We start from the raw sequence: 25636 nt of genomic DNA, 5'->3' as shown, positions 1-25636 counted from the left end.
ACCGGAGAGTAAGGACCGGGCATGCCTCCAGTGATCCAAATTTCCCGCGACCACAACCCGTTCGCCACGACGGGCGTATCCCGCGACACCAACGGCGTTCCGTACTACGACGACGTGCCGGCCACGCTGCTGGACCTGCTGGCCGAGCAGGTCGAGAACCACCCGGACAACGAGGCCGTGGTCGAAGTCGGCGCCGGCCGGCTGACCTACCGGCAGCTGTGGGACCGCGCGGCGCGCGTCGCCGGCGGGCTGCGCGAGGCCGGCGTGGCGCCCGGCGACCGTGTCGCGGTGCGCCACCCCGCGGGCATCGATTGGGTGTTGGCCTTCTGGGGAACGGTGCTGGCCGGCGGCGTTGCGGTGGCGGTCAACACCCGCTCGGCGCAGCCCGAGGTCGAGTTCGTGCTGTCGGACTCCGGCGCCACGGTGGACCTGGCCCCCGGCGCGCCGCTGCCCGACGGTCCGGCGTACGTCGCCGAGGGGCTAAGCCGCGACGACACGGCCGCGCTGTTCTACACCTCCGGCACCACCGGGCACCCCAAGGGCGTCCCGACCACGCATCGGGCGTTCGTCACCAACACCGAGAATTCGGTGCGCTGCATGGGGCTGTCCAGAGATATCGGCGCGGGGCTTCGCACGCTCATCTCGGTGCCGCTGTTCCACGTAACCGGTTGCAACTCACAGCTTCTGGCGGCGATGCGGGTCGGGGGAGCGTCGGTGATCCTGCCCGCGCTGAACCTCGACGAGTTGGTCGCGACGCTGACCGCCGAGCGCGTGTCGCTGATGGTGACGGTGCCGGCGATCTACTCGCTGATGCTGCGGCACAAGGGCTTTGCGGAGTCCGACGTCTCCGGCATCCGTTGGGTCGGATATGGCGGCGCGCCCATCGCCCCGTCGCTGGTGCGGTCGGTGAAGGCGGCGTTTCCGCGCGCCACGGTGTTCAACGGGTACGGCATGACCGAGTCGGCGTCGCTGATGACGGTGCTGCCGGATCGGGACGCGGTCGAGCACGCCGACTCCGTGGGGTATGCCGTGCCGTCGGTGGATCTCGGGGTGATCCCCAGCGGCGACGACCCCGGCGTCGGCGAGTTGGTGGCGCGCGGCGCCAACCTGACAGCGGGGTATTGGAACCGGCCGGAGGCCTCCTCGGCGACTTTTGCCGATGGCTGGCTGCACACCGGCGACGTGGTCCGCGTCGACGAGGCGGGCCGCGTGCACATCGTCGACCGGCTCAAGGACATCATCAACCGGGGTGGCGAGAACGTCTCCAGCGTCGAGGTCGAGGCGGTGCTGCTGGCCGCTCCTGGCGTCGCGGACGCCTGCGTGCTGGCGGTGCCCGACGAGGTGATGGGGGAGAAGGTCGGGGCCGTGCTGTTCGGCGGCGGAGCGCCGATCGATGTTCCCGCCGTGCTCGAGCACTGCCGCGGGCAGCTCGCGGATTACAAAGTCCCGCAATACGTGACGGTGGTATCGGACGCGTTGCCGCGCAACGCCGGCGGCAAGCTGCTCAAGGCCAAGCTCCGCGCCGAAGTGCAGTGGGGCGAAGCGCTGCGATGAACGCGACCCTGCTGATCGCCAATCGCGGTGAGATCGCGCTGCGGATAATCCGCACCGCAACCGAAGTCGGCATGAAAACGGTCGCGGTGTACGCCGAGGACGACGCCGAGAGCCCGCACGTGCACGCCGCCGACGAGGCCATCGGCCTGCCCGGCGCGGGTCCGGAGGCCTACCTCGATCACGCGGCGATGCTGGCGGCGGCCAAGGGCGCCGGCGCCGACCTGATCCATCCGGGTTACGGATTCCTTTCCGAGAACGCCGAATTCGCCCGCGCCTGCGCCGCCGCCGGATACACCTTCGTGGGCCCCGGCGCCGGCGCCCTCGAAACCGTCGGCAACAAGTCGGCGGCCCGAGCCGCCGCGGTGGCCGCCGGGGTGCCGGTGCTGCCCGCGACCGAAGGACCGAGCAGCGTGGCGGACGTGCACGCATTCTTCGCCGCGCACGACGGCGCCATCATGATCAAGGCGCTCGCCGGTGGCGGCGGCCGCGGCATGCGGCGGGTGGAGCGCGCCGAGCAGATCGACGCCGCACACCGCCAGTGCGCCGCCGAGGCGCAACTGGGCTTCGGCGACGCGGCGGTGTTCGCCGAGGCGATCCTCGACGACGCCCGCCACATCGAGGTGCAGATCATCGCCGCGCCGGCCGGCCACCGGACGCACGCGCTCGCGCTCGGCGATCGCGACTGCAGCGTCCAGCGGCGCTACCAGAAGTTCGTCGAAATCGCGCCCGCGCAAGGGCTTTCGGACGCATTGCGCCGCGATCTGCATCAGGCCGCGGCGCGGCTGTGCGCTAGTGTCGGCCTGCGCGGCCTGGCCACCGTCGAATTCCTGGTGGCCGGCGAGACGTACGTCTTTCTGGAGGTCAACCCGCGCATCCAGGTGGAGCACACGATCACCGAGGAGATCACCGGGGTGGACCTGGTGGCCGCGCAGCTCGCGGTCGCCGGCGGCTCGTCCTACTACCAGCTGGGGCTGCCGGCCGGGATCGCCTCCGACGGCGCCGAAGTCATCGGCGAGCCGGCCGCCCGCCGGGGCATCGCGATCCAGGCCCGGGTGAACGCGGAAACCTTCGCCGCCGACGGATCGGTCGTCCCCGCGGCGGGCACCCTCACCGCGTTCTCGCCGCCGACGGGCCCGGGCGTGCGCGTCGACACCTACGGCAGGCCGGGGTTGGCCGTCGGCGCGCGCTACGACTCGCTGCTGGCCAAGGTCATCACCCACGTGCACGGGACGTCGTTGCCCGCGGCGTTCCGCAAGACCCGCACCGCCCTGGCCGAGTTCGCGATCGAGGGCGTCCGCACCAACATCGGCATGCTGCGGGAGCTGTTGTCCGACAACGCGTTCGAATCCGGCTGGGTGACGACGAATTTCGTCGACGACAAACTGCCCGCGCTGGCGGCCGCGGCGATGGCACACGAGCACGACGTACGGCTGAGCGCCGTCGAGCTCTACCCTGGAGAGGAGGCGCTGCGCACGCACCTGGCCGGCACCGTGGTCGAGGTGGTCCCCGCCGGCACCGAGTACGGGGCGGGCAGCCAGCTCGTGGTGCTCGAGGCGATGAAGATGCAGCACGTGCTCTGCGCACCCGATGCGCTGCGCACCGTCCGCAACCTGGTGACGGTCGGCCAGGTCGTCGGCACCGGGGATCCGCTGCTGGTCTTCACCCGGACCGGCGTCGGCGCTGACGGCGACTTGTTCGCTGCCGCAGTCGATCTCGATGCGTCCCGGCCGGACCTCGACGAGGTGGACCACCGCCACCTGCTGACCCGCGACGAGGGCCGCGAGGCCGCGGTCGCCAAGCGGCACAACCAGGGCCGCCGCACCGCGCGGGAGAACATCGCCGATCTGGTCGACGACGGCAGCTTCGTGGAGTACGGCGCGCTGGCCATCGCCGCACAACGCAGCCGACGCTCCGAAGAGGACCTCATCGCCAACACCCCGGCCGACGGCCTGGTCGCCGGGCTCGCGACCATCGGGGCGGACCGCTTCGGGCCGGCGGCCGCCCAGGCGGTGGTGGTCTCCTACGACTACACGGTGCTGGCCGGTACGCAGGGCACCCGCAACCACGCCAAGACCGATCGGGTCTTCGACGTGGCCGCGCGAAAGCTGCTGCCGATGGTGCTGTTCGCCGAGGGCGGCGGGGGCCGGCCCGGGGACGACGTCGGCGGCGCCTCGGGGCTCGACGTCCCGACCTTTCGGGCGCTGGCCGCGCTGAGCGGCCGGGTGCCGCTGGTGTCGATCGTGTCGGGCCGGTGCTTCGCCGGCAACGCCGCGCTGGCCGGGGTGTGCGACGTGATCATCGCGACACCCGACGCCAACATCGGGATGGGTGGGCCGGCCATGATCGAGGGCGGCGGGCTCGGGGTGTACCCGCCGGAGGCGATCGGGCCTATCGACGTGCAGCGGCACAACGGCGTGGTGAGCCTGGTCGCGCGCGACGAGGCGGATGCGGTGGCACTGGCAAAGCGGTACCTGTCCTACTTTCAGGGCAGCATCCACGACTGGGAGGCACCCGACCCTCGGCTGGCCCGGCATGTGGTGCCGCAGAACCGGCTTCGCGCCTACGACGTGCACCGCGCCATCGAGTCCATCGTCGATGTGGGTTCCGCGCTCGAACTGCGCCCCGACTACGGCGTGGGCATCGTCACCGCGCTCGTTCGGGTCGAGGGCGTCGCATACGGGTTGCTGGCCAACAGCAGTCACCATCTCGGCGGCGCGATCGACGCCGAGGCGGCCGACAAGGCCGGCGACTTCCTGACGTTGTGCGAATCGTTTCGGCTACCGGTGATCTCGCTGTGCGACACCCCGGGCTTCATGGTCGGACCGGAGGCCGAGAAGGACGCGGCCGTGCGCCGGTTCGGCCGGATGTTCGTGCTCGGGGCGCGGCTGACGGTGCCGGTGGGAATGATCATCCTGCGCAAGGGTTATGGGCTCGGCGCGATGGCGATGGCGGGCGGATCGTTTCACGCGCCGCAGTTCACCGTCGCGTGGCCGACGGGGGAGATCGGCGGCATGGGCCTGGAAGGCGCTGTGCGCCTTGGCTTCAGCAAGGAGCTGGCCGCGGCGGCCGACGAGACGGAGCGCCAGCGGCTGTTCGATCGTTTGGTCGCAGCGGCCTACGAGCACGGCAAGGCGTTGCGCGCCGCCACCACCTTCGAGCTGGACGACGTAATAGACCCCTCAGACTCCCGGGCCTGGATAACCAGGCTGCCGGGGGTCTGAGGGGTCTTATCGCAAAGACTGTTTAGGCGTGGCCGGAACCGCAGCCGACGCCCGGCAGGCAGCCCTGCCCACCCGGAATGCCGCCCGGACCGGCGTTCTGGCCGCCGGAACCGCAGCCGACGCCCGGCAGACAGCCTTGCCCACCCGGACCGCCGCCGGGGCCCTGGTTCTGGCCGCCGGAGCCGCAGTTACCGTTCTGGTCGCAGCCACCGCCGCTCGGGTCATCCTTGAAGACGACGTGCGTGGCCGCACCGGTCGGCCCCGCCATCGAGATCTCGGCCGCGGCCGTCGGTGCGGCGGTGATAGCTGCAGCAACTGCCCCGGCAACAACTAGTGGTTTCATGAAGGTCAATTTCGCTAACATGCGACTCGCATACCACGCAGACACGTGTACAAAACATCGTGAGAAAAATTGGGCGCAAGTGTTCACCGCACGCCGACCCCGGTCGCCATACACAACAGAAGGCATAAAGACATGACCTCACTGGATCTGACCGGCCGGACCGCAATCGTCACCGGCGCCTCGCGCGGAATCGGGTTAGCCATCGCCCAGCAGCTGGCCGCCGCCGGCGCGAACGTGGTGCTCACCGCCCGTAAGCAGGAAGCCGCCGACGAAGCCGCGGCACAGGTCGACGGCAAAGCGATCGGCGTCGGCGCGCACGCTACCGACGAGGACGCCGCGCGGCGCTGCGTGGAACTGACGCTGGAGCGGTTCGGCAGCGTCGACATCCTGGTCAACAACGCGGGCACCAACCCGGCGTTCGGCCCGCTGATCGACCAGGACCACGCTCGGTTCAGCAAAATCTTCGACGTCAACCTGTGGGCCCCGTTGCTCTGGACCTCGCTCGCGGTCAAGGCCTGGATGGGGGAGCACGGCGGTTCGATCGTCAACACCGCGTCCATCGGCGGCATGCACCAATCCCCGGGGATGGGCATGTACAACGCCACCAAGGCGGCGCTGATCCACGTCACCAAGCAGCTCGCGCTGGAACTGTCGCCACGCGTCCGGGTCAACGCGATCAGTCCCGGGGTGGTGCGAACCCGGCTTGCCGAGGCCCTGTGGAAGGGCAACGAGGACCCGTTGGCCTCGACGATCGCGCTGGGACGCATCGGCGAGCCCATCGACGTGGCCAACGCGGTGGCATTCCTGGTTTCCGACGCGGCCAGCTGGATCACCGGCGAGACGATGGTGATCGACGGCGGCCTGTTGCTCGGCGGGGCGCAGGGCTTTCAGTCCAGTCCGGGGGCGAGTAATGAGCACTGACGACCTGAACGCGCGCGTGCAGGCCCTGCTCGACGAACACGACCCGGCGACCAGCGATCCGCGCGAATTCCTTGGCGCGCAATACGATGCGGGCCTGGCGTGGGTGCACCTCCCGCACGGCTTCGGCGGCCTGGACCTGCCGCGCAAGGCGCAGGAGCTGGTCGAGACCCGCCTTGCCGCCGCCGGTGCGCCGGTCGGTGGAACCCCGAAGAACTACATCGGCATGGGCATGGCGGCGCCCACGATCGCGGCGTTCGGGACCGACGAGCAGAAGCGAAAGTTCTTGCGCCCGTTGTTTACCGGTGAACAGATCTATTGCCAGCTGTTCAGCGAGCCCGGTGCCGGATCGGATTTGGCGGGGGTGTCCACCCGGGCGGTGCGCGACGGTGACGACTGGATCGTCAACGGGCAGAAGGTGTGGACGTCGCAGGCCCAGAACGCCCAGATGGCCATCCTGGTCGCCCGCACCGACCCGACAGTGCCCAAACACTCCGGCCTGACGTACTTCCTGTGCGACGTGACCCAACCCGGCGTCGAGATTCGGCCGCTGCGCCAGATCACCGGCGAGGCGGAGTTCAACGAGGTGTTCCTCACCGATGCGCGGGTGCCCGACGCCAACCGGCTCGGCCCCGAGGGCGGCGGCTGGCGGGTCGCGACCACCACGCTCAACAACGAGCGGGTCGCGATCGGCTCGCGCTCCGGCGTGCCGCGGGAGAGCGGCCATATCGGCAAGGTCGCCAAGGCCTGGCGCACCGAGGCTGCGCTGCGCAATCCCGCGATGCACGACGAGCTGATGCGGTTGTGGGTAGAGGCGGAGGTGTTGCGCCTGGCCGGCGAGCGGCTGGGACAGCAGGCCAGCACCGGCCAGCCCGGGCCGGAGGGCGCGGGCATGAAGATCGTCTTCGCCACCCTGGCGCAGGCGATCTCGGGATTCGAGATCGAAATGCACGGCGAAGCGGGGCTGGCCTATGACGACTGGGCCATGCGCCGACCCGAAACGGTCGACCTGATCGGTCGCGAACCCGGCTACCGGTACCTGCGGGCGCGGGGCAATTCAATCGAGGGCGGCACCTCGGAGATCCTGCGCAACACCATCTCCGAACGGATCCTCGGCCTGCCCGGCGAACACCGTGTCGACAAAGACGTCGCCTGGAAGGACCTGGACCGATGAGCATCGGCGACCTGCTGTACTCCGACACCGAGGACGCCCTGCGCGACAGCGTGCGGCACCTATTCGCCGACCGCTGCCCGCCCGAGGCGGTCGCGCGGTCCTATGATGCCCCACCACAAGACTTTTCGGGTGTCTGGCGAACGCTGGCCGCCGAGCTCGGGGTGGCCGGCCTGCTGGTGCCCGAGTCGCTCGGGGGTGCCGGCGCGGGTGCACGCGAGGCCGCGGTGGTGATGGAGGAGATCGGCCGGGCGGTGGCGCCGGTGCCGTTCCTGTCCAGCGCCGTCCTGGCCACCGTCGCGCTCTTGCGGGCCGGTGACACCGAGACGGTGCCCGCGCTGGCGGCCGGTGAGCGAACCGCGGCGCTGGCGGTGCCGCTGTCCACCGCGCCGGGTGACCCGATCGCGGGGCCGAAGATCGGCCCGGACGGTCTGAACGGGACGGTCAGCAGCGTCGCCGGTGCCGTGGAGGCCGATGTGCTGGTGGTGCCGGTCGCGGGCCCCGACGGGCTGGAGCTGCACACGGTGCCCACGACGGGCGCCGGCGTCGAGGTAACGCCGATGCTGGCCCTGGATATGACGAGACCCCTTGCCAGCGTGCGGTTTTCGGGGGCGGTGTCGGCACGCGTCGGGCCGGGGCAGGCCGCGGTGGCCGAAGCGCTGAACACGGGCGCGGCGCTGTTGGCTTCCGAACAGCTGGGCATCGCGCAGTGGTGCTTCGAGACCACGCTCGCATATGCCAAGGAGCGCAAGCAGTTCGGCCGCGCGATCGGCTCCTATCAGGCGATCAAGCATCGGCTCGCGGACCTGTGGTTCGAGGTCGGTGCGGCGACGGCGGCCGCCCGCCACGCCGCCGACGCCTGCGCCCGCGGCGACCAGGACGCGGGCATCGCCGCGGCCGTCGCGCAGGCCTACTGCAGCGGCATCGCCGTGCACGCCGCCGAGGAGTGCGTCCAGCTGCACGGCGGCATCGGGATGACGTGGGAGTATCCGGCGCACCTGTACCTCAAGCGGGCCAAGAGCGACCAGCTGGCGCTGGGCACCGCCTACCGGCACCGGGCGCGGCTGGCCGAATTGGTGGACCTGCCCGCCGGCTGACTACCCGCGGGTTCGCGGTCCGGGCGCCGCTGCTGCACAATCGGGTGCCGGATCGAACAGGGGAGCTGCGAAATGCGTGTGTTGTTGACGACATACGATTCGCGCGGCGGCGTCGAACCGCTGCTGGGGCTCGCCGTGCAGCTGCAGGCGCTCGGTGCCGAAGCGCTGCTGTGCGCGCCGCCGGACGAGGAATTCGCCCAGCGCGCAGCGACTTTCGACGTGCCGCTGGTGCCGTTCGGCGAATCGGTGCACACGATGTCGGGTGGTGCCGCGCAGGCCTCCGAATCCGACGTGCGCCGGCAGGTGCTCGGGCTGATCGACGCGCAGTTCGACACCGTCGCCGCCGCGGCGCAGGGCTGCGACGCGCTGGTGTCGGCCGGCCTCATCTGGACCTCGGCCGGCGCCCGGTCCGTCTGCGACCACCTGGGCATCCACTACGTGTACGCGACCTATCACCCGACCCATCTGCCGTCGCCGCACCACCCGCCGCCGGAAGCCGCGGGCCGCGGGCTGCCGTCCCACGCGGCCGGCAATCGCTTGATGTGGGAGAACAACGCCCGGGAAGCCAACGTGCTGTTCGGCCCGACGCTCAACGGCCGCCGGGCGTCGCTGGGCATGCCACTGGTGGGCGACCTACGTGCGTACGCCTACACCGAGCGGCCGTGGCTGGCGTCCGACCCCACCCTGGGCCCCTGGCCGCAGCCGGCCGAGATCGACGTCGTGCAGACCGGTGCCTGGCTGCTGCGCGACGAGCGCCCGCTGCCCGACGACCTGGAGGAGTTCCTGGGCGCCGGCAGCCCGCCGGTGTACGTCGGGTTCGGCAGCATGCCGCTGTGGGGGGCGAAGGACATCGGCCGCACGGCCGTCGAGGCGATCCGTGCGCAGGGCCGGCGCGCGCTGCTGGCCCGCGGCTGGGCCGGCCTGGACCTGCTCGATGGCGCCGACGACTGCTTCGTGGTCGGCGAGGTCAACCAGCAGGCGCTGTTTCCCCGGGTGGCCGCCGCGATCCACCACGGCGGGGCGGGCACCACGACGACAGCCGCCCGGGCCGGCGTCCCGCAGCTGGTGATACCGCAGGGCGCCGACCAGGTGTACTGGGCGCAACGGGTGATCGAGCTGGGCATCGGCACCGCCTGCGACGGCCCGGCCCCACCGCCGCGGTCGCTGGCGTTCGCGCTAGAGGCGATCGTGACCCCGGCGACCGAGGCATGCGCCCGAGACGTGGCCCGCGCGATGCGCACCGACGGCGCGGCGGTGGCCGCGAAGATGTTGTTCGACGCCGTCGGCTAGCGCGGCAGCGCCATCTCGAACAGCTTTGACATTGCCGCCCAATGCTTTTCGGCGGCGGCCTCGTCATACGGCGCGTTGTCCGGGACGGCGAACCCATGCGCGGCCTGGTACCACTCGATGACGTGCTGCACACCGGCCTTGGTCAGCGCCTTGTCGAGCTGTTCGGCGTGCTCGACGGTGAAGGACGCGTCATCCTCGGCGCCGCCGATGTACACCGTGGCCTTCATCTGGGGGGCCAGCAGGTGTGGGCTGTCGTCACCGTCGGTCACCAGGCCGCCGCCGTGGAACGACGCCGCGGCCGCGACCCGCTCCGGAAGACGGCCGGCCACGGTCACCGAGATGCGCCCACCCATGCAGTAGCCGCAGACGCCGAAGCGCTTGCCGGCCACCTCCGGGCGCGCGCTCAGGTAGTCGAAGAACGCGGTGGCGTCGCTGGTGACCTTGTCCTGTGTCAGGCCGCCGATCATGGCGAACAGGCGGTTGCGTTCGTTCTTGTCGCCGAACACGCTCTCCATGTCGAACGGGGCCCAGTCGCCGCTGCGGTAGTAGACGTCGGGCAGCAGCACGGCGTAGCCGTAGCTGGCCAGCCTGGTCGCCATCTGGTCGAAGGTGTGGCGCAGGCCGCCGGCGTCGGGAAACATGACCACGCCGGGCCAGGGCTGGGTGGCTCCCGGACCGTCGGGAGTGACGAAGTGGACCTTGCAGGTGCCATCCGGGGTGGTGACGGTGTCGGTGATGTTCGGCATGGCACCCGTTCTACTCCTCGCGATCGCGGTTAAGCTGGCCGCGTGCCGATCGCTGTCCCGGTTCCCACGCCCTACGAGGATTTGCTTCGCCTGGTGCTCGAGACGGGTACCGCCAAATCCGATCGCACCGGCACCGGTACCCACAGCCTGTTCGGCCGGCAGCTGCGCTACGACCTGGCGGCCGGTTTCCCGCTGCTCACCACCAAGAAGGTGCACCTCAAATCGGTGGTCTACGAGTTGCTGTGGTTCCTGCGCGGCGACTCCAACGTCGCCTGGCTGCAGCAGCACGGAGTCACGATCTGGGACGAATGGGCAAGCGACACAGGCGATCTCGGGCCGATCTATGGTGTGCAGTGGCGGTCCTGGCCCACACCGAGCGGCGAGCACGTCGACCAGATCAGCGCCGCGCTCGAGCTGCTGCGCACCGACCCGAACTCGCGGCGCAACATCGTCTCGGCCTGGAACGTCGGCGAGATCCCGCAGATGGCCCTGCCGCCGTGCCACGCGTTCTTCCAGTTCTATGTGGCCGACGGGCGGCTGAGCTGCCAGCTCTACCAGCGCAGCGCCGATCTGTTCCTGGGCGTGCCGTTCAACATCGCCAGCTACGCGCTGCTCACCCACATGATGGCCGCCCAGGCCGGCCTCGGGGTCGGTGAGTTCGTCTGGACGGGCGGCGACTGCCACATCTACGACAACCACGTCGAACAGGTGCGTACCCAGCTCGGCCGCGAACCGCGACCTTATCCAGAATTGGTTCTCGCGCATCGGGATTCGATCTTCGACTACACCTATGAAGACGTCGCCGTCAAGAACTACGATCCGCACCCCGCGATCAAAGCCCCCGTCGCTGTATGACGGGCGTGGGACTGGTCTGGGCGCAGTCGACGTCCGGCGTGATCGGGCGCGGCGGTGATATTCCGTGGCGGGTGCCCGAAGACCTGGCCCACTTCAAGAAGGTGACCCTGGGCCACACCGCGGTGATGGGCCGGCGAACGTGGGATTCGTTGCCGGCACCGGTGCGGCCGCTGCCCGGCCGCAGGAACGTGGTCCTGAGCCGCCAGCCCGACTTCGTCGCCCCGGGAGCCGAGGTGGTGCGCGACCTCGAGGCGGCCCTGACCGACCCCGTCACCTGGGTGATCGGCGGCGCGGAGATCTACGTGCTGGCGCTGCCGCACGCCAACCGTTGTGAGGTCACCGAGGTCGACATCGACCTGCCCCGCGACGACGAGGACGCGCTGGCCCCGGTGCTCGACGAGACTTGGCTGGGCGAAACGGGGGACTGGCTCGTCAGCCGCTCGGGCCTGCGTTACCGCTTCCACAGCTACCGCCGGGCCTGACCGCTGGCGTCCACCGCGGTGGCGCAACCTGGAATACTCGGTACTCGGGGGTCGGTCTTACTGGGTCTACCAGGTGTTTTCAGGAGGGGGAAAAGATGGCTGTGCTCACCGAACCCGCAAAGGCGTTCTCACGAAAGTTCATGGGCTACGACGCGACGGCGGTCGAAGCCCACATCGAGATGTTGACCACCAAGCAGAATCTGCTGCTCAACGACGTCGAGAGCCTGAGGGGCCGGCTGAAGGATGCCGGCGACGAAGCCGCCGGGCTGCGCAAGGAGGTGGCGGTCCTCGCCGACACCTCACCGTCGCCGCACGCGGTGCAGCAGCGGATGGCGAAGATGCTGCGGCGCGCGGTCGACGAAATTTCCGAGATGCAGGCCGAGGCGAAGGCGGAGGCCGAGGCGCTGATCGCGGACGCCGAGGCCGAGGCCGCCGAGGCGCGCCGCAAGCGCGACGAGGTGCAGGCCGACATGGCCAAGCAGCAGAAAGCCATGGAAGCCGAGTACCAGGACACCAAGCAGGCGCTGGAGGCCGAGCTGACCAGCCTGCGCTCGGACGCCCAGCAGGCGCGCGAGCAGCTGCTCGCCGAGGCCAAGCAGCGGGCCGACCGGGACCGTGACGAGGCCCGCCGCGCGGTGGACGAGGCCAGCCAGCAGCGGATCAAGATCCTCGAGCAGCTGATGGGCGTGTACCGCGACCTCGAGGCGGTGCCCCACGCCCTGGAGTCGGCCTACCAGGAGCACAAGAATCCGGCGGAGACCGACGGCCAGGCCGTGGATCGGAAGGTCAGCGCGGGCTGACCTCGCGTCGTCGCGCGGTGCTGTCGTAGCCAGCCGGTATTCTCGGCGCCGTGTCGACCGGCAACCGCAGGCTGACCGCCGCGCAGGCCCGGCGGATAGCCGTTGCGGCTCAAGGATTCAGCGAGTCGAAACCGGGTGGTGCGATCACGCGCGCGCATCTGAGGCGGCTGATCGCAAGAATCCAAGTGCTGCAACTAGATTCGGTGTCGGTCGCGGTGCGCGCGCACTATGCGCCGGTGTTCAGCAGGCTGGGTCCCTACGACCGCGATGTGCTGGACCGCGCGGCGTGGGGCCCGCGCTCGGCGCGCCTGCTCGCCGAATACTGGGCGCACGAGGCCGCGCTGATGGCCGTCGACGACTGGCCGCTGATGCGCTGGCGGATGCGCGAGTACCGGCACGGCCGGTGGGGCAAGCACATCGTGAAGGCCAATCCGCGCCTCGCCGACGACATCGTGGGCGCGGTCACCGAACTCGGGCCCAGCACCGCCGGCCAGATCGAGGCGCACCTGGCCGCCGAGCCGCGCCGGAAAAAGGGAACCTGGTGGACCCGCAGCGACACCAAGTGGGTCGCCGAGGCGCTGTTCGCCTCGGGGGCGCTGACCACCGCCACCCGGGTGGGCTTCGCCCGCCACTACGACCTGGCCGAGCGGGTGCTGCCGGCCGGCGTGCTGGCCCGCGAGATCGACGACGACGAGGCGATCCGGGAGCTCACGCTGCGTGCCGCCACCGCGTTGGGGGTGGCCACCGAGGCCGACATCCGCGACTACTTCCGACTGTCGGCCCAGCAGGCCAAGCCCGCCGTCGCCGCGCTGGTGGCCGCCGGTGAAATCGAGCCGGTCAGCGTCGACGGCTGGTCCGCGCCGGCGTACCTGCGGGCCGGCCAGACCGTGCCGCGCCGCGACGGCGGCACCGCGCTGCTGTGCCCGTTCGACCCGCTGATCTTCTTCCGGCCCCGGGTGGAGCGGCTGTTCGACTTCCATTACCGCATCGAGATCTACACGCCGGCGCCCAAGCGCCAGTACGGCTACTACGTGTGGCCGCTGCTGATGGACGGCCGGCTGGTCGCGCGCGTCGACCTCAAGGCCGACCGGACCGCCGACACGCTCCGCGTGGTGGGGGCCTTCGCGGAGTCGGAATCGCCGCTCGCGCCCACGGCCGCGGCGCTGGCCGGCGAGCTGGCGTCGATGGCGTCCTGGCTTGGGCTGGGCGGCTTTTCGGTGTCCGGCCGCGGTGACCTGGCCGGGCCGCTGCGCGCGGCCGCCAAACGGGTCGGCTGATGGCCGCCTCGACAGACAAGGAACTCAAGGCCACCCTGTGGAAGGCGGCCAACAAGCTGCGCGGCTCGCTGTCGGCGGGCCAGTACAAAGACGTCGTGCTCGGGCTGGTATTCCTCAAATACGTCGCCGAGGAGCAATGGAAAGCGTTGGTGGACAAGGCTTCCACCGCGCACATCGGCCGGCTCGTCAACGAGGCGATGGGCGACGTGATGGCGGCCCGGCCCGCGCTGGCCGGGCTGCTGCCGCACTTCTACGACGACCTCGACCCGCGCCGGCTCGGGGAGCTGATCCTGCTGCTCGACGACGTGCGGTTCGGCGGCGAGCGCCGGGCGCGAGACCTGATGGGGGAGGTGTACGAGTACTTTCTCGGCAATTTCGCCCGCTCGGAGGGGCGGCGCGGCGGCGAGTTCTTCACGCCGCCCAGCGTGGTCCGGGTGCTCGTCGAGGTCCTCGAACCGTCCCGGGGGCGGGTGTACGACCCGTGCTGCGGCTCGGGCGGGATGTTCGTGCAGACAGAGCATTTCATCGCCGAACACGACGGCGACCCCAGCGCCGTCACGATCTACGGCCAGGAGAGCGTCGAGCAGACGTGGCGGATGGCCAAGATGAACCTGGCCATCCACGGGATCGGCAACGCCGGCCTGCACCGGGGCGACACGTTCGTCGACGACGCGCATCCCGGTGTGCAGATGGACTACGTGCTGGCCAATCCGCCGTTCAACATCAAGGACTGGGCGCGCGACGAGGCTGACCCGCGCTGGCGGTTCGGCGTTCCGCCCGCGGGCAACGCCAACTACGCGTGGATCCAGCACATCCTGTCCAAGCTGGCGCCCGGCGGGCAGGCCGGTGTGGTGATGGCCAACGGCTCGATGTCGTCGAACACGGGCGGGGAGCGCGAGATTCGCGAGCGCATCGTCGACGGCGACCTGGTGTCGTGCATGCTGGCGCTGCCCGCCCAGCTGTTCCGCAGTACCGCAATCCCGGTGTGCCTGTGGTTTTTTGCCACCGTCAAGCCCCCCGAACGCGTCGGCCGGGTGCTGTTCGTCGACGCTCGCGAGCTGGGCCACCTGGTCGACCGGGCCGAGCGCGCCCTGACCGACGAGGAGATCGCGCGGATCGGTGTCACCTACCATGCGTGGTGCGGTTCGCCTTCTGCCGTCGCGAAAGGCATTGATTACCAAGATATTCCGGGGTTCTGCAAATCGGTGCCGCTCGACGACATCCGGGCGGCCGGCTACTCGCTGACGCCCGGGCGGTATGTCGACGCGGCCGAACCCGCGGACGATGCGGAGCCGCCCGATGCGAAGGTCGCGCGGCTGACCAAGAACCTGCTGGCCGCGCTCGACGAATCCGCCCGGCTGGACGCGGTGGTGCGCGAGCAGGTGGAGCGGCTGCGGTGAGGGTCCGGCTGGGCGATCACCTGGACTTCGGCAACGGCAGCGGGCCGCCGGAGCGGGGATCGGGGCATGTTCCGGTGTACGGGGCCAATGGCCCGATCGGCTTTGCGGCCCGCGCCAATGCGAGCGGCCCGCTGATCGTGATCGGCCGCGTCGGATCCTATTGCGGCACCGTGCGTTACTGCGATTCCGACGTGTGGGTCACCGACAACGCATTCGTGTGCCGGGCCAAGGACCCCGATGAGACGCGGTACTGGTACTACGCCCTGCGGTCGTGCCGGCTGAACGAGCACCGGTCCGGCTCGGGGCAGCCCCTGCTCAATCAGCGCGTCCTGCGCGACGTCGTCGCCCGGGTCGCCGCCGCGGACCAGCGGCGCCAAATCGGCGGCCTGCTAGGCGCTTTCGACGACAAGATCGCCGCCAACCGGCGCGTCATCGACGCGGCCGAGGCGCTGATGGTCGCCATGGTCGAGCCGCTGGACGGCGACGTGCCGCTGGGCGAGGTGGCCAGCCGAGCGGGCGTGGCCCTGCGGCCCGGCGAATTCGACGACGGGGTAGCCCATTTCAGCTTCGCGGCGTTCGACGACGGAGCCTGGCCGCAGCGCGTCGACTCTGCGTCGATCCGCAGCGCCAAGGTTCACCTGTCGGCGCCATGCGTACTGGTCTCGAAACTCAATCCGCGGACCCCGCGGATCTGGGACGTCGCAGGCCTGCCCGCCGAGATGGCCGTGGCGAGTGCGGAGTTCGTCGTGCTGCGGCCCCTGGGCGTCGGCACTTCGGCGCTGTGGTCTGCGCTGCGCCAGCGCGGGGTCTCGCAAGCGCTGCAACAGAAGGTCGCCGGAACGTCGCAGAGCCGCCAGCGCATCCGGCAGGACGAGCTGATGGAGGTTGCGGTGCGTGACGTGCGCCGGCTGTCGGACGACAACGCCCGAACGACCGCGGATCTCGGCGCGCTGTGCCACGCGCGGCGCGGCGAATCCGCGACGCTGGCCCGGGTGCGTGACGACGTGCTGGCGCTGTTGACGGCGGGCAAGATCCGGGTGGGCGACCCGATAGGGTGAGCGCCGTGGCCGAGACCGCGCCGCTGCGCGTGCAACTGATCGCCAAGACCGAGTTCTTGGCGCCCCCGGACGTGCCGTGGGACACCGACGCCGACGGCGGCCCGGCGCTGGTCGAGTTCGCCGGCCGGGCCTGCTATCAGAGCTGGTCCAAGCCCAACCCCCGCACCGCCACCAACGACGGCTACATCAAGCACATCATCGACGTCGGGCACTTTTCGGTGCTCGAACACGCGAGCGTGTCGTTCTACATCAGCGGCATCTCGCGCTCGTGCACGCACGAGCTGATCCGGCACCGCCACTTCTCCTACTCGCAACTCTCACAGCGCTACGTTCCGGAGGGCGCCTCCCGCGTCGTCGTCCCGCCCGGGATGGACGACGACCCCGAGCTGCAGGAGATCCTGGCCGCCGCCGCCGACGCCAGCCGGGCCACCTACACCGAGCTGCTGGCCAAACTCGAGGCCAAATTCGCAGATCAGCCGAATGCGGTGCTGCGCCGCAAGCAGGCACGGCAGGCCGCCCGCGCCGTGCTGCCGAATGCCACCGAAACCCGCATCGTCGTGACCGGGAACTACCGGGCGTGGCGGCACTTCATCGCGATGCGGGCCAGCGAGCACGCCGACGTGGAAATCCGGCGCCTGGCCATCAAATGCCTGCGCCAACTGGTCGCCGTCGCGCCCGCGGTGTTCGCCGATTTCGAGATCGCCACCCTGGCCGACGGCACCGAGGTCGCGACCAGCCCGCTGGCCACCGAGGCCTGAGCGGCACACGCGGAGCCGTCATTGCCCACTCGAAGCCCGTTGACCGGGGGTAGCGGGTGGGAAAAAGCTTGCTGCCGCCAGGTAGCCTGAACACCGTGAGTTCGGTCGGATTCGACGCCCCCGCGCGCCTGGGAACCCTGCTGACCGCGATGGTGACCCCATTTGCCGCCGATGGTTCGCTGGACACCGTCGCGGCGGCCCAATTGGCGCAGCACCTGGTGGATGCCGGCTGTGACGGCCTGGTGCTCTCCGGCACCACCGGCGAGTCCCCGACGACCACCGACGACGAAAAGCTCGAACTGCTGCGGGTCGTGCTCGAAGCGGTGGGCGACCGCGCGCGGGTCATCGCCGGCGCGGGCACCTACGACACCGCACACAGCATCAAGCTCGCCAAGGCCAGCGCCGCCGAGGGCGCGCACGGCCTGCTGGTGGTCACGCCGTACTACTCGCGGCCCCCGCAGAGCGGGCTGCTCGCGCATTTCACCGCCGTCGCCGACGCGACCGACCTGCCCGTGCTGCTCTATGACATTCCGCCGCGGTCGGTGGTGCCGATCGAGCCCGACACCATCCGCGCGCTGGCGTCGCACCCGAACATCGTCGGCATCAAGGACGCCAAGGCCGACCTGCACAGCGGCGGCCAGATCATCGCCGAAACCGGCTTGGTCTACTACTCCGGCGACGACGCGCTGAATCTGCCCTGGCTGGCGATGGGCGGCATCGGCTTCATCAGCGTGATCTCGCACGTGGCCGCAGGCCAGCTGCGAGAGTTGTTGGCCGCCTTCAACTCCGGGGACATCGCGACCGCCCGCAAGATCAACGTGTCGCTGGCTCCGCTGTGCAACGCAATGGGTCGCCTCGGCGGCGTGACCATGTCCAAGGCGGGGCTGCGCCTGCAGGGCATCGACGTCGGGGACCCCCGGCTGCCCCAGATGCCGGCGGCCCCGGACCAGATCGAGGCGTTGGCCGCCGACATGCGGGCCGCCTCGGTACTCAGATAGTCAAAGGGTGAGCCACCGGTGAACGAAGAACTCAGTCCACCAGGTCCCCTGGCCGCAGGTGGGTTGCGAGTCACCGCCCTGGGCGGTATCAACGAAATCGGCCGCAACATGACCGTTTTCGAGCACCTCGGCCGGCTGCTGATCATCGACTGCGGGGTGATGTTTCCCACCCACGACGAGCCCGGCGTCGACCTGATCCTGCCCGACCTGCGCCACATCGAAGACCGGCTCGACGACATCGAGGCGCTGGTGTTGACCCACGCGCACGAAGACCACATCGGCGCGATCCCGTTCCTGCTCAAGCTGCGCCCCGACATTCCCGTCGTCGGATCCAAGTTCACCCTGGCGATGGTCGCCGCCAAATGCCGCGAACACCGCATCAAGCCGGTGTTCATGGAAGTCAAAGAGGGACAGAGCAGCCGGCATGGGGTGTTCGAATGCGAATACTTCGCCGTCAACCACTCCATCCCCGACGCGCTGGCCATCGCGGTGTACACCGGCGCGGGAACGGTGCTGCACACCGGCGACATCAAGCTCGACCAGCTGCCGCTCGACGGCCGGCCCACCGACCTGCCCGGCATGTCGCGGCTCGGCGACGCCGGCGTCGACCTGTTCCTGTGCGACTCCACCAACGCCGAGCACCCCGGCGTCAGCCCGTCGGAAAGCGAAGTGGGCCCGACGCTGCACCGGCTGATCCGCGGCGCCGAGGGTCGCGTCATCGTGGCATGCTTCGCCTCCAACGTGGACCGGGTGCAGCAGATCGTCGACGCCGCAGTGGCATTGGGCCGCCGGGTGTCGTTCGTCGGACGTTCCATGGTGCGCAACATGGGCATTGCCCGGGAGCTGGGCTTCCTGAGCGTCAACGACTCCGACGTCATCGACATCTCGGCGGCCGAGGAGATGCCGCCCGACCGCGTGGTGCTGGTCACCACCGGCACGCAGGGCGAGCCGATGGCGGCGCTGTCGCGGATGTCGCGCGGCGAGCATCGCAGCATCACCCTGACCGCAGGCGATCTCGTGGTGTTGTCGTCGTCGCTGATCCCCGGCAACGAAGAAGCGGTCTACGGCGTCATCGACGAGCTGTCCAAGATCGGCGCCCGCGTCGTCACCAACGCCCAAGCGCGGGTGCATGTTTCGGGTCACGCGTATGCGGGGGAGTTGCTATTCCTGTACAACGGGGTGCGGCCGCGCCAGGTCATGCCGGTCCACGGGACGTGGCGCATGCTGCGCGCCAACGCGAAGCTGGCCGCGGGCACCGGCATTCCCGAGGAGTCGATCCTGCTGGCCGAGAGCGGGGTCAGCGTCGACCTGGTTGCCGGCAAGGCGTCGATCGCCGGCGCGGTCCCGGTGGGCAAGATGTTCGTCGACGGCCTGATCACCGGCGACGTCGGCGATATCACGTTGGGGGAGCGGCTCATTCTGTCCGAGGGCTTCATCGCGGTGACCGTGGTGGTAGCGCGCGGGACCGGGCGGCCGGTGGCGACGCCGCACCTGCATTCGCGCGGCTTCTCCGAGGACCCCAAAGCGCTCGAGCCCGCCGTGCGCAAGGTCTCCGAAGAGATGGAATCGCTGGTCGCCAACAACGTGACCGACCCGATCCGCATCGCGCAGGGCGTGCGCCGCACCGTCGGCAAGTGGGTGGGCGAAGTCTATCGCCGCCAGCCCATGATCGTGCCGACCGTCATCGAGGTCTAGACCTTTTCGGCGTAGGCAGACCACTCCAGCTGCGAGGCCGGCAGCTTGCGACCGGCGGGCTCGACGTAACGCCGCACCAGCTCGTCGGGCCCGGCCTGCTCGATCAGCCGCCAGCCATAGTCGGCGATGAAGCCGGCGACCTCCTCGGGCTCTAAGCCGAAGTGCCACAGTTGCTTTCGCTCACGCACGCTGCGATACAACGTCCGGGTGCCGTAGAGATCCCTACCTTCGATGAAGTCCTGGCGGACATAGGTGAACACCAGCCGGCTGCCCGGCGCGGCCGCCCGCAGGCCTTCCAGGGTGCGTCGCACCCCGGCCTCGGTCAGGTATTGGGTGACGCCCTCGCAGATGAAGAAGCCCCGGTAGTCGGTGCGGTAGCCGTGCTCGGCCAGCGCCGTCAACAGGTCGTCGCGCTCAAAGTCCAATGCCACCAACCGAACCGACAGCGGCGGGCCGCCGAGCACCCGCCGGACGGTCTTCGCCTTCCTGGCGATGTTCACCGGCAGGTCGACCTCGAACACCGGGATGTGCGCGCGTCGATTCAGCGCGTAGCCGCGGGTGTCCAGGCCGGCGCCCAGGATGACGACGGCGTTGATGTCGCCGAGTGTCTCGCCGATCTTGTCGGCGATAAACCGCTTGCGGCAGGCCAGATTCGCCCACAGGCCGGGGCCGGTCCATTCCGATCCGCGGATCATCAGGCGCCGAACCGGCGCTACCCGGGTCGCGGCGACCAGCCACCGCAGCGGCGCGGGCAGGAACAGGTTGGCGAGGTCGTCGTCGACCAGCCGGCGCCCCGGCGGCTCGTTCTGCTCGACGGCGGCCAGCACCATCGGTCCAAAAGCGGTCAGAGCGGCGGGGTTTCGTGCCATGTGCCTACTTGTTCAGGTATCCGGCGTCGACCGGAAGGGTTACGCCGGTGATGTAGCGCGCCTGGTCGGACACCAGCCACGCGACCGCGTTGGCGATGTCCTCGGCGTCCAGCGTCTCCACCGGCATGGCGTTGCCCATGCTGCCGGGGCTGCTGGTCGCGGCGGCCATCTTGGCCAGCCACTCGCGGGTGAACTCGTTGTTGATCATCGGCGTCTCTACCCCGGACGGATGAATCGAGTTGACCCGAATCATGTCCTTGGCAAGCAGATTCGCGTAGACCCGCATCAGCCCGACCACACCGTGCTTGGCCGCCGCGTAGCCTACCGAGCCGGCGTCGGCGCTACCGACGCCGGCCAGCCCGGCGCTCGAGCTGATCAGTACGATCGACCCGCCGCTGCCCTGGGCGACCATGGTCGGGATCGCGACCTTGATGGTGTGGTAGACGCCGGTGAGGTTGACGTCGACGACGTCACGCCAGCCGTCGTCCCCGGATTGCATCGGCGCGATACCGGCGTTGGCGACCACGATGTCGAGGCGGCCCAACTCGTCGATGCCCGCCCGCACGGCGGCCGACAGCGAGTCCCGGTCGCGGACGTCGGCCTGTTTGGCCACGATGCGCGCGCCGGTGTCCTCGACGAGCTTGACGGTCGCCGCGAGGTCCTCCGGTGTGGCCAGGGCGTAGGGCACGCTGGCGATCTGGTCGCACAGGTCGACGGCGATGATGTGCGCCCCGTCGGTCGCCAACCGGACGGCGTGCGCGCGGCCCTGACCGCGCGCCGCGCCGGTGATGAGGGCGACCTTCCCTTTCAGCGGCCCGTCCGGGCCCTGCTTGCTCACCGGCGCAGTTGGCCCTTGTCCGGGTCGCCCGCGGGAACCGGCTGCAGCATCTTGATGTCCGGGGCCCCGGCCAGGTGCTCGCCGGCCGCGGTGAACATCTTGCCCACCGCGGGGGCGGTGCTGTGCGCCTTCAGCGCCTCCTCGTCGGCCCACTGCTCGACGAAGATGAAGGTCTCGCCCGATTCGTGCACGGCGTACAGCTGGCAGCCGGGCTCGGTGTGCACTTCCTCGGCCGCGGTTTTGAGGATGTCGCGGACCGTGTCGACCGATTCGGGTTTGACGGTCAAGGTGGCGACGACGACAACGGGCATGCTGGTGCCTCCTGGCAGCTCAAGGGGTAGTTGGCGGAGTGACTCTCATCACCCTTCGAATCACACCAGCCACCCTACTGCGGCGCCGGAAAGAAGAGTCCGGCACGTCCGGCGGTTACCAGTGTGGCGGGTGGTGCAGATGATGTATTTGCGACTACCCTTGCCCTCATGCCCAGTAAGACCGCTGCCCGCTCCGGAAACCGAACGAGCAGGTCAAAGGCCACTTCGCGGTCCAGCAAGCCGCGAAACACCAGGCCGGCACCCCCGCGCAAGCGGGCCAGCAAGCCCGCCAAGCGGCGCAACCAGTCGCTGCTGGTCGCCACCGGGGTGACGTGTGGGCGCGCCCTGCGCGCCACCTGGCTGATGGCGGCCCGCGGCACCGGGGGCGCGGCGCGCTCGATCGGGCGGGCCCGGGACATCGACCCCGGCCACCGCCGGGATGGCATCGCGCTGGTGTTGCTCGCGTTCGCGGTGGTGATCGCCGCGAGTTCCTGGTTCAACGCGGCTCGGCCGATCGGGGCGTGGGTCGACACGGTGCTGCGGACGTTCGTCGGCGCGGGCGTGTTGGCGCTTCCCCTGGTGCTCGCGGCCATCGCGGTGCTGCTGATGCGGACCGAGCCCAACCCGGAGGCGCGGCCCCGGCTGATCCTGGGCGCCACCATGATCGGCCTCTCCGCCCTGGGCCTGCGCCACCTGTGGTCCGGTTCGCCGGAAGACCCCGAATTGCGCCGTCGCGCAGCGGGATTCATCGGCTTTGCCATCGGTGGTCCGCTGTCGGACGGGCTGACCGCCTGGATCGCCGCGCCGCTGTTGTTCATCGGCTTCATGTTCGGCCTGCTGCTGCTGACCGGCACCACGATCCGCGAGCTGCCCGAGACGATGCGGGCCTTGTTCAACACCCGGTTCGTCGACGAGGTCTACGACGACGAGGACGCCTACGACTACGCCGACGAGTTCGACGACGATCCGCCCACCGAAGAGGTCGCCGACAAGCCCGCCGGCAAAGCGCCGCCGGCGTGGCCGCCGGTCGACGAGGTGCCCGCGTCGCCCGACGACCCGTTCGACGAGGCACCCACCATCCCGGAGCCCACCGCGCGCAGCCGTCGTCGCGCGGCCAAGAAGCAGGACGCCCCGGTGGTCGACCGGGTGGTCGAGGGGCCCTACCACCTGCCGTCGCTGGATCTGCTGGTCATGGGCGACCCGCCCAAGAAGCGCAGCGCCGCCAACAACGTCATGGCCGACGCCATCACCGAGGTGCTGACCCAGTTCAAGGTCGACGCCGCCGTCACCGGCTGCACCCGGGGACCCACAGTCACCCGCTACGAGGTCGAGCTGGGGCCCGGCGTCAAGGTGGAGAAGATTACCGCCCTGCAGAAGAACATCGCCTACGCGGTGGCCACCGAGAGCGTGCGCATGCTGGCCCCGATTCCCGGCAAGTCGGCCGTCGGCATCGAGGTGCCCAACACCGACCGCGAGATGGTGCGGCTGGCCGACGTCCTCACCGACCCGTCGACCCGTCGCGATCACCACCCGCTGGTGATCGGGCTCGGCAAGGACATCGAGGGCGACTTCATCTCGGCCAACCTCGCCAAGATGCCGCACCTGCTGGTCGCCGGCTCCACCGGATCCGGTAAGTCCAGCTTCGTCAACTCGATGCTGATTTCGCTGCTGACGCGGGCCACCCCCGAAGAGGTCAGGCTGATCCTGATCGACCCGAAGATGGTGGAACTGACGCCGTACGAAGGCATTCCGCATCTCATCACGCCGATCATCACGCAGCCGAAGAAGGCGGCGGCCGCGCTGGCCTGGCTGGTCGAGGAGATGGAGCAGCGCTACCAGGACATGCAGGCCTCCCGGGTGCGTCACATCGACGACTTCAACGCCAAGGTCCGATCCGGCGAGATCACCGCACCGCTGGGCAGCCAGCGTGTCTACCGGCCGTATCCCTACGTGCTCGCGATCGTCGACGAGCTGGCCGACCTGATGATGACCGCCCCGCGCGACGTCGAGGACGCCATCGTGCGGATCACCCAGAAGGCGCGCGCCGCCGGCATCCACCTGGTGCTGGCCACCCAGCGGCCGTCGGTGGACGTCGTCACCGGGCTGATCAAGACGAACGTGCCGTCGCGGCTGGCGTTCGCCACGTCGTCGCTGATCGACAGCCGGGTGATCCTGGACCAGGCGGGCGCCGAGAAGCTCATCGGGATGGGTGACGGCCTGTTCCTGCCGATGGGCACGAACAAGCCGGTGCGGCTGCAGGGCGCCTACATCACCGACGAGGAGATCCACGCCGTCGTCACCGCCTGCAAGGACCAGGCCGAACCCGAATACACCGAGGGCGTCACCGCGGCCAAGCCCACCACCGAGCGCACCGACGTCGACCCCGACATCGGCGACGACATGGACGTGTTCCTGCAGGCCGTCGAGCTGGTGGTGTCCAGCCAGTTCGGCTCGACCTCGATGCTGCAGCGCAAGCTGCGCGTCGGCTTCGCCAAGGCGGGCCGCCTGATGGACCTGATGGAGACCCGCGGCATCGTCGGCCCGTCGGAGGGTTCCAAGGCGCGCGAGGTGCTGGTCAAGCCCGATGAACTGGCAGGGACGCTGGCGCTGATCCGCGGCGGGGCCAACGCCGACGGATCCGACGACGACGACGAGGGCGTCGAATAGCCGCTAGAGCAGCAGCAGCATCCGGGTGTTGCCCAGGATGTTCGGCTTGACGTAGCTCAGGTCCAGGAATTCGGCGACGCCGATGTCGTAGGAGCGGCACATCTCCTCGAACACCTCGGCGGTCACCGGCGTGCCCTCGATCTCGGTGAACCCGTGCTTGCCGAAGAACTCGGTTTCGAAGGTCAGCACGAAGATCCGTTCCAACTGCAGCTCGCGGGCGACCTCGAGCAGGCGCTTGACGATCGCGTGGCCGATGCCGTGGCCGGTCACCACCGGGTCGACCGCGACCGTGCGGATTTCGCCGAGGTCCGACCAGAACACGTGCAACGCCCCGCAGCCGACGAGCTGGTCCGGGTTCTCGGGGTGCTCGGCCACCCAGAACTCCTGGACGGCCTCGTACAGCGTCACCAGGTTCTTTTCCAGCAGAATCTTGCCCGCGTAGGTGTCGACGAGGTGCTTGATCGCGGGGACATCGGACGTTCGCGCGCGCCGGACAACCACCGGTCGCTTCTCCCGTGCACTTTCGGTCACGGATAACAGTATTGACATCGGCGACGGCAGTGCTGGTCAACCGTTATTCTGTTGCCGTGTTGGGGCAGCCGCCGACGGGTCCTGTGGCAGGGCGTGCTCGCATCGCCAACCTTGCAAACATCCTGACTTTATTGCGGCTGGTCCTGGTCCCGATTTTCCTGCTGGCGCTGTTCGCCGGGGGTGGTCACGAAACCCCGGCCCGGATAACGGCATTCGTCATCTTCGCGGTCGCGTGCATCACCGATCGGCTGGACGGCCTGCTGGCCCGCAACTACGGGATGGCGACCGAATTCGGCGCGTTCGCCGACCCGATCGCGGACAAGATGCTGATCGGATCGGCGCTGGTGGGCCTGTCGATGCTCGGCGACCTGCCGTGGTGGGTGACGGTGTTGATCCTGATCCGCGAGATCGGGGTGACGCTGTTGCGGCTGGCCGTCATTCGGCGCGGCGTCATCCCGGCCAGCTGGGGCGGGAAACTCAAGACGTTCGTCCAGGCGGTGGCGATCGGGTTGTTCGTGTTGCCGATATCCGGACCGTTTCTGATCGCCGCGTCGGTGGTGATGGCCGCCGCGATCGTGCTGACGGTGGTCACCGGGCTGGACTACGTGGTCTCCACGATCCGGGAAGTCCGCCAGTCGCCGAGCTGATCGGCGGGCGTGGGCGATTTTGTCGTGGCCCCACGGGAACCCAGACGGTCGCCGCCGGCGTTCACCTAGTGGCGGCGCCGATTCGGCGCCGAAAGCATGGCCTGATTGAA

The 25636-nt window shown here is 69.7% G+C and carries 23 protein-coding genes; 17 read left to right on the top strand and 6 right to left on the bottom strand.

Annotation, left to right across the window (positions count from 1 at the left end; genetic code table 11):
* The first annotated feature begins 21 nt into the window (after nucleotides 1-21).
* Nucleotides 22-1554, top strand: coding sequence for a class I adenylate-forming enzyme family protein (locus MRAB57_RS26550; RefSeq protein WP_173813973.1), 1533 nt, complete (start codon nucleotides 22-24; stop codon nucleotides 1552-1554).
* Complete coding sequence (locus tag MRAB57_RS26545; protein WP_077089987.1) at nucleotides 1551-4775, top strand: acetyl-CoA carboxylase family protein; 3225 nt, start codon at nucleotides 1551-1553, stop codon at nucleotides 4773-4775. The genes MRAB57_RS26550 and MRAB57_RS26545 overlap by 4 nt, the downstream gene beginning before the upstream one ends.
* Before the next feature lie 22 nt (nucleotides 4776-4797).
* On the opposite strand, the gene MRAB57_RS26540 is transcribed toward MRAB57_RS26545, so the two are convergent.
* Nucleotides 4798-5118, bottom strand: coding sequence for a PE-PGRS family protein (locus MRAB57_RS26540; protein ID WP_077089986.1), 321 nt, complete (start codon nucleotides 5116-5118; stop codon nucleotides 4798-4800).
* Between the two features lie 132 nt (nucleotides 5119-5250).
* Between MRAB57_RS26540 and MRAB57_RS26535 the strand changes: the two genes are divergently transcribed.
* From MRAB57_RS26535 to MRAB57_RS26520, 4 genes are all read left to right on the top strand, one after another.
* Complete coding sequence (locus MRAB57_RS26535) at nucleotides 5251-6039, top strand: SDR family oxidoreductase (protein ID WP_077089985.1); 789 nt, start codon at nucleotides 5251-5253, stop codon at nucleotides 6037-6039.
* Nucleotides 6029-7210, top strand: coding sequence for an acyl-CoA dehydrogenase family protein (locus tag MRAB57_RS26530; RefSeq protein WP_077089984.1), 1182 nt, complete (start codon nucleotides 6029-6031; stop codon nucleotides 7208-7210). The genes MRAB57_RS26535 and MRAB57_RS26530 overlap by 11 nt, the downstream gene beginning before the upstream one ends.
* Nucleotides 7207-8304: an acyl-CoA dehydrogenase family protein gene (locus MRAB57_RS26525; RefSeq protein WP_077089983.1), complete on the top strand. Its 1098-nt coding sequence runs from the start codon at nucleotides 7207-7209 to the stop codon at nucleotides 8302-8304. Before MRAB57_RS26530 ends, MRAB57_RS26525 begins: the two co-directional genes overlap by 4 nt.
* 72 nt (nucleotides 8305-8376) lie before the next feature.
* Complete coding sequence (locus MRAB57_RS26520; RefSeq protein WP_077089982.1) at nucleotides 8377-9594, top strand: glycosyltransferase; 1218 nt, start codon at nucleotides 8377-8379, stop codon at nucleotides 9592-9594.
* Here MRAB57_RS26520 and MRAB57_RS26515 read toward each other — a convergent pair.
* Nucleotides 9591-10340, bottom strand: coding sequence for a dienelactone hydrolase family protein (locus MRAB57_RS26515; protein ID WP_077089981.1), 750 nt, complete (start codon nucleotides 10338-10340; stop codon nucleotides 9591-9593). The genes MRAB57_RS26520 and MRAB57_RS26515 overlap by 4 nt on opposite strands.
* Before the next feature lie 48 nt (nucleotides 10341-10388).
* Between MRAB57_RS26515 and MRAB57_RS26510 the strand changes: the two genes are divergently transcribed.
* The 9 genes from MRAB57_RS26510 to MRAB57_RS26470 all read left to right on the top strand — a co-directional run bounded on the left by MRAB57_RS26510 (nucleotide 10389) and on the right by MRAB57_RS26470 (nucleotide 19663).
* Entirely contained in the window at nucleotides 10389-11195 is an 807-nt protein-coding gene (locus MRAB57_RS26510; protein WP_173814061.1) for a thymidylate synthase, read from the top strand.
* A complete protein-coding gene (locus MRAB57_RS26505) occupies nucleotides 11192-11677 on the top strand; it encodes a dihydrofolate reductase (protein WP_077089979.1) in 486 nt (161 codons plus the stop codon). Before MRAB57_RS26510 ends, MRAB57_RS26505 begins: the two co-directional genes overlap by 4 nt.
* Nucleotides 11678-11778: 101 nt before the next feature.
* On the top strand, nucleotides 11779-12477 hold the full coding sequence (locus tag MRAB57_RS26500; RefSeq protein ID WP_077090891.1) for a cell division protein DivIVA: 699 nt from the start codon (nucleotides 11779-11781) through the stop codon (nucleotides 12475-12477).
* 50 nt (nucleotides 12478-12527) lie between these two features.
* On the top strand, nucleotides 12528-13754 hold the full coding sequence (locus MRAB57_RS26495; protein ID WP_077089978.1) for a winged helix-turn-helix domain-containing protein: 1227 nt from the start codon (nucleotides 12528-12530) through the stop codon (nucleotides 13752-13754).
* The gene (locus MRAB57_RS26490) at nucleotides 13754-15154 is read left to right on the top strand and encodes a type I restriction-modification system subunit M (RefSeq protein ID WP_077089977.1); all 1401 of its coding nucleotides are present in this window, start codon (nucleotides 13754-13756) and stop codon (nucleotides 15152-15154) included. Before MRAB57_RS26495 ends, MRAB57_RS26490 begins: the two co-directional genes overlap by 1 nt.
* Nucleotides 15151-16212, top strand: a complete 1062-nt coding sequence (locus MRAB57_RS26485) for a restriction endonuclease subunit S (protein WP_077089976.1) — start codon at nucleotides 15151-15153, stop codon at nucleotides 16210-16212. Before MRAB57_RS26490 ends, MRAB57_RS26485 begins: the two co-directional genes overlap by 4 nt.
* 5 nt (nucleotides 16213-16217) lie before the next feature.
* Nucleotides 16218-16970 (top strand): FAD-dependent thymidylate synthase, encoded by a 753-nt coding sequence (gene thyX / locus MRAB57_RS26480; RefSeq protein WP_077090890.1) that lies wholly within the window; start codon nucleotides 16218-16220, stop codon nucleotides 16968-16970.
* A 95-nt stretch (nucleotides 16971-17065) separates the two neighbouring features.
* On the top strand, nucleotides 17066-17968 hold the full coding sequence (gene dapA / locus MRAB57_RS26475; protein WP_077090889.1) for a 4-hydroxy-tetrahydrodipicolinate synthase: 903 nt from the start codon (nucleotides 17066-17068) through the stop codon (nucleotides 17966-17968).
* A gap of 18 nt (nucleotides 17969-17986) precedes the next feature.
* A complete protein-coding gene (locus MRAB57_RS26470) occupies nucleotides 17987-19663 on the top strand; it encodes a ribonuclease J (RefSeq protein WP_077089975.1) in 1677 nt (558 codons plus the stop codon).
* Here the strand turns inward: MRAB57_RS26470 and MRAB57_RS26465 are convergent.
* The 3 genes from MRAB57_RS26465 to MRAB57_RS26455 are packed head-to-tail and all read right to left on the bottom strand — an operon-like array spanning nucleotide 19660 to nucleotide 21681.
* Complete coding sequence (locus MRAB57_RS26465) at nucleotides 19660-20532, bottom strand: SAM-dependent methyltransferase (RefSeq protein ID WP_077089974.1); 873 nt, start codon at nucleotides 20530-20532, stop codon at nucleotides 19660-19662. The two genes, MRAB57_RS26470 and MRAB57_RS26465, sit on opposite strands and share 4 nt — an antisense overlap.
* A gap of 4 nt (nucleotides 20533-20536) precedes the next feature.
* Nucleotides 20537-21370: a mycofactocin-coupled SDR family oxidoreductase gene (locus MRAB57_RS26460; protein ID WP_077089973.1), complete on the bottom strand. Its 834-nt coding sequence runs from the start codon at nucleotides 21368-21370 to the stop codon at nucleotides 20537-20539.
* Nucleotides 21367-21681, bottom strand: a complete 315-nt coding sequence (locus MRAB57_RS26455) for a putative quinol monooxygenase (RefSeq protein WP_077089972.1) — start codon at nucleotides 21679-21681, stop codon at nucleotides 21367-21369. Before MRAB57_RS26455 ends, MRAB57_RS26460 begins: the two co-directional genes overlap by 4 nt.
* Before the next feature lie 168 nt (nucleotides 21682-21849).
* Here MRAB57_RS26455 and MRAB57_RS26450 point away from each other — a divergent pair, with 168 nt between their 5' ends.
* Complete coding sequence (locus MRAB57_RS26450) at nucleotides 21850-24348, top strand: FtsK/SpoIIIE family DNA translocase (protein ID WP_083743537.1); 2499 nt, start codon at nucleotides 21850-21852, stop codon at nucleotides 24346-24348.
* Nucleotides 24349-24351: 3 nt separating this feature from the next.
* Here the strand turns inward: MRAB57_RS26450 and MRAB57_RS26445 are convergent, their stop codons facing one another.
* Nucleotides 24352-24879 (bottom strand): amino-acid N-acetyltransferase, encoded by a 528-nt coding sequence (locus tag MRAB57_RS26445; protein WP_173813972.1) that lies wholly within the window; start codon nucleotides 24877-24879, stop codon nucleotides 24352-24354.
* Nucleotides 24880-24935: 56 nt separating this feature from the next.
* Here MRAB57_RS26445 and pgsA point away from each other — a divergent pair, with 56 nt between their 5' ends.
* The gene (gene pgsA, locus MRAB57_RS26440; protein WP_083743657.1) at nucleotides 24936-25526 is read left to right on the top strand and encodes a CDP-diacylglycerol--glycerol-3-phosphate 3-phosphatidyltransferase; all 591 of its coding nucleotides are present in this window, start codon (nucleotides 24936-24938) and stop codon (nucleotides 25524-25526) included.
* The last annotated feature ends 110 nt before the right edge of the window (nucleotides 25527-25636 follow it).

The organism is Mycobacterium rhizamassiliense (genome assembly GCF_900157375.1).
Taxonomy (GTDB): Bacteria; Actinomycetota; Actinomycetes; order Mycobacteriales; family Mycobacteriaceae; genus Mycobacterium; species Mycobacterium rhizamassiliense.
The sequence above is the reverse complement of the archived record's forward strand: the minus strand, read 5'-3'. Positions and strand labels throughout refer to the sequence as shown.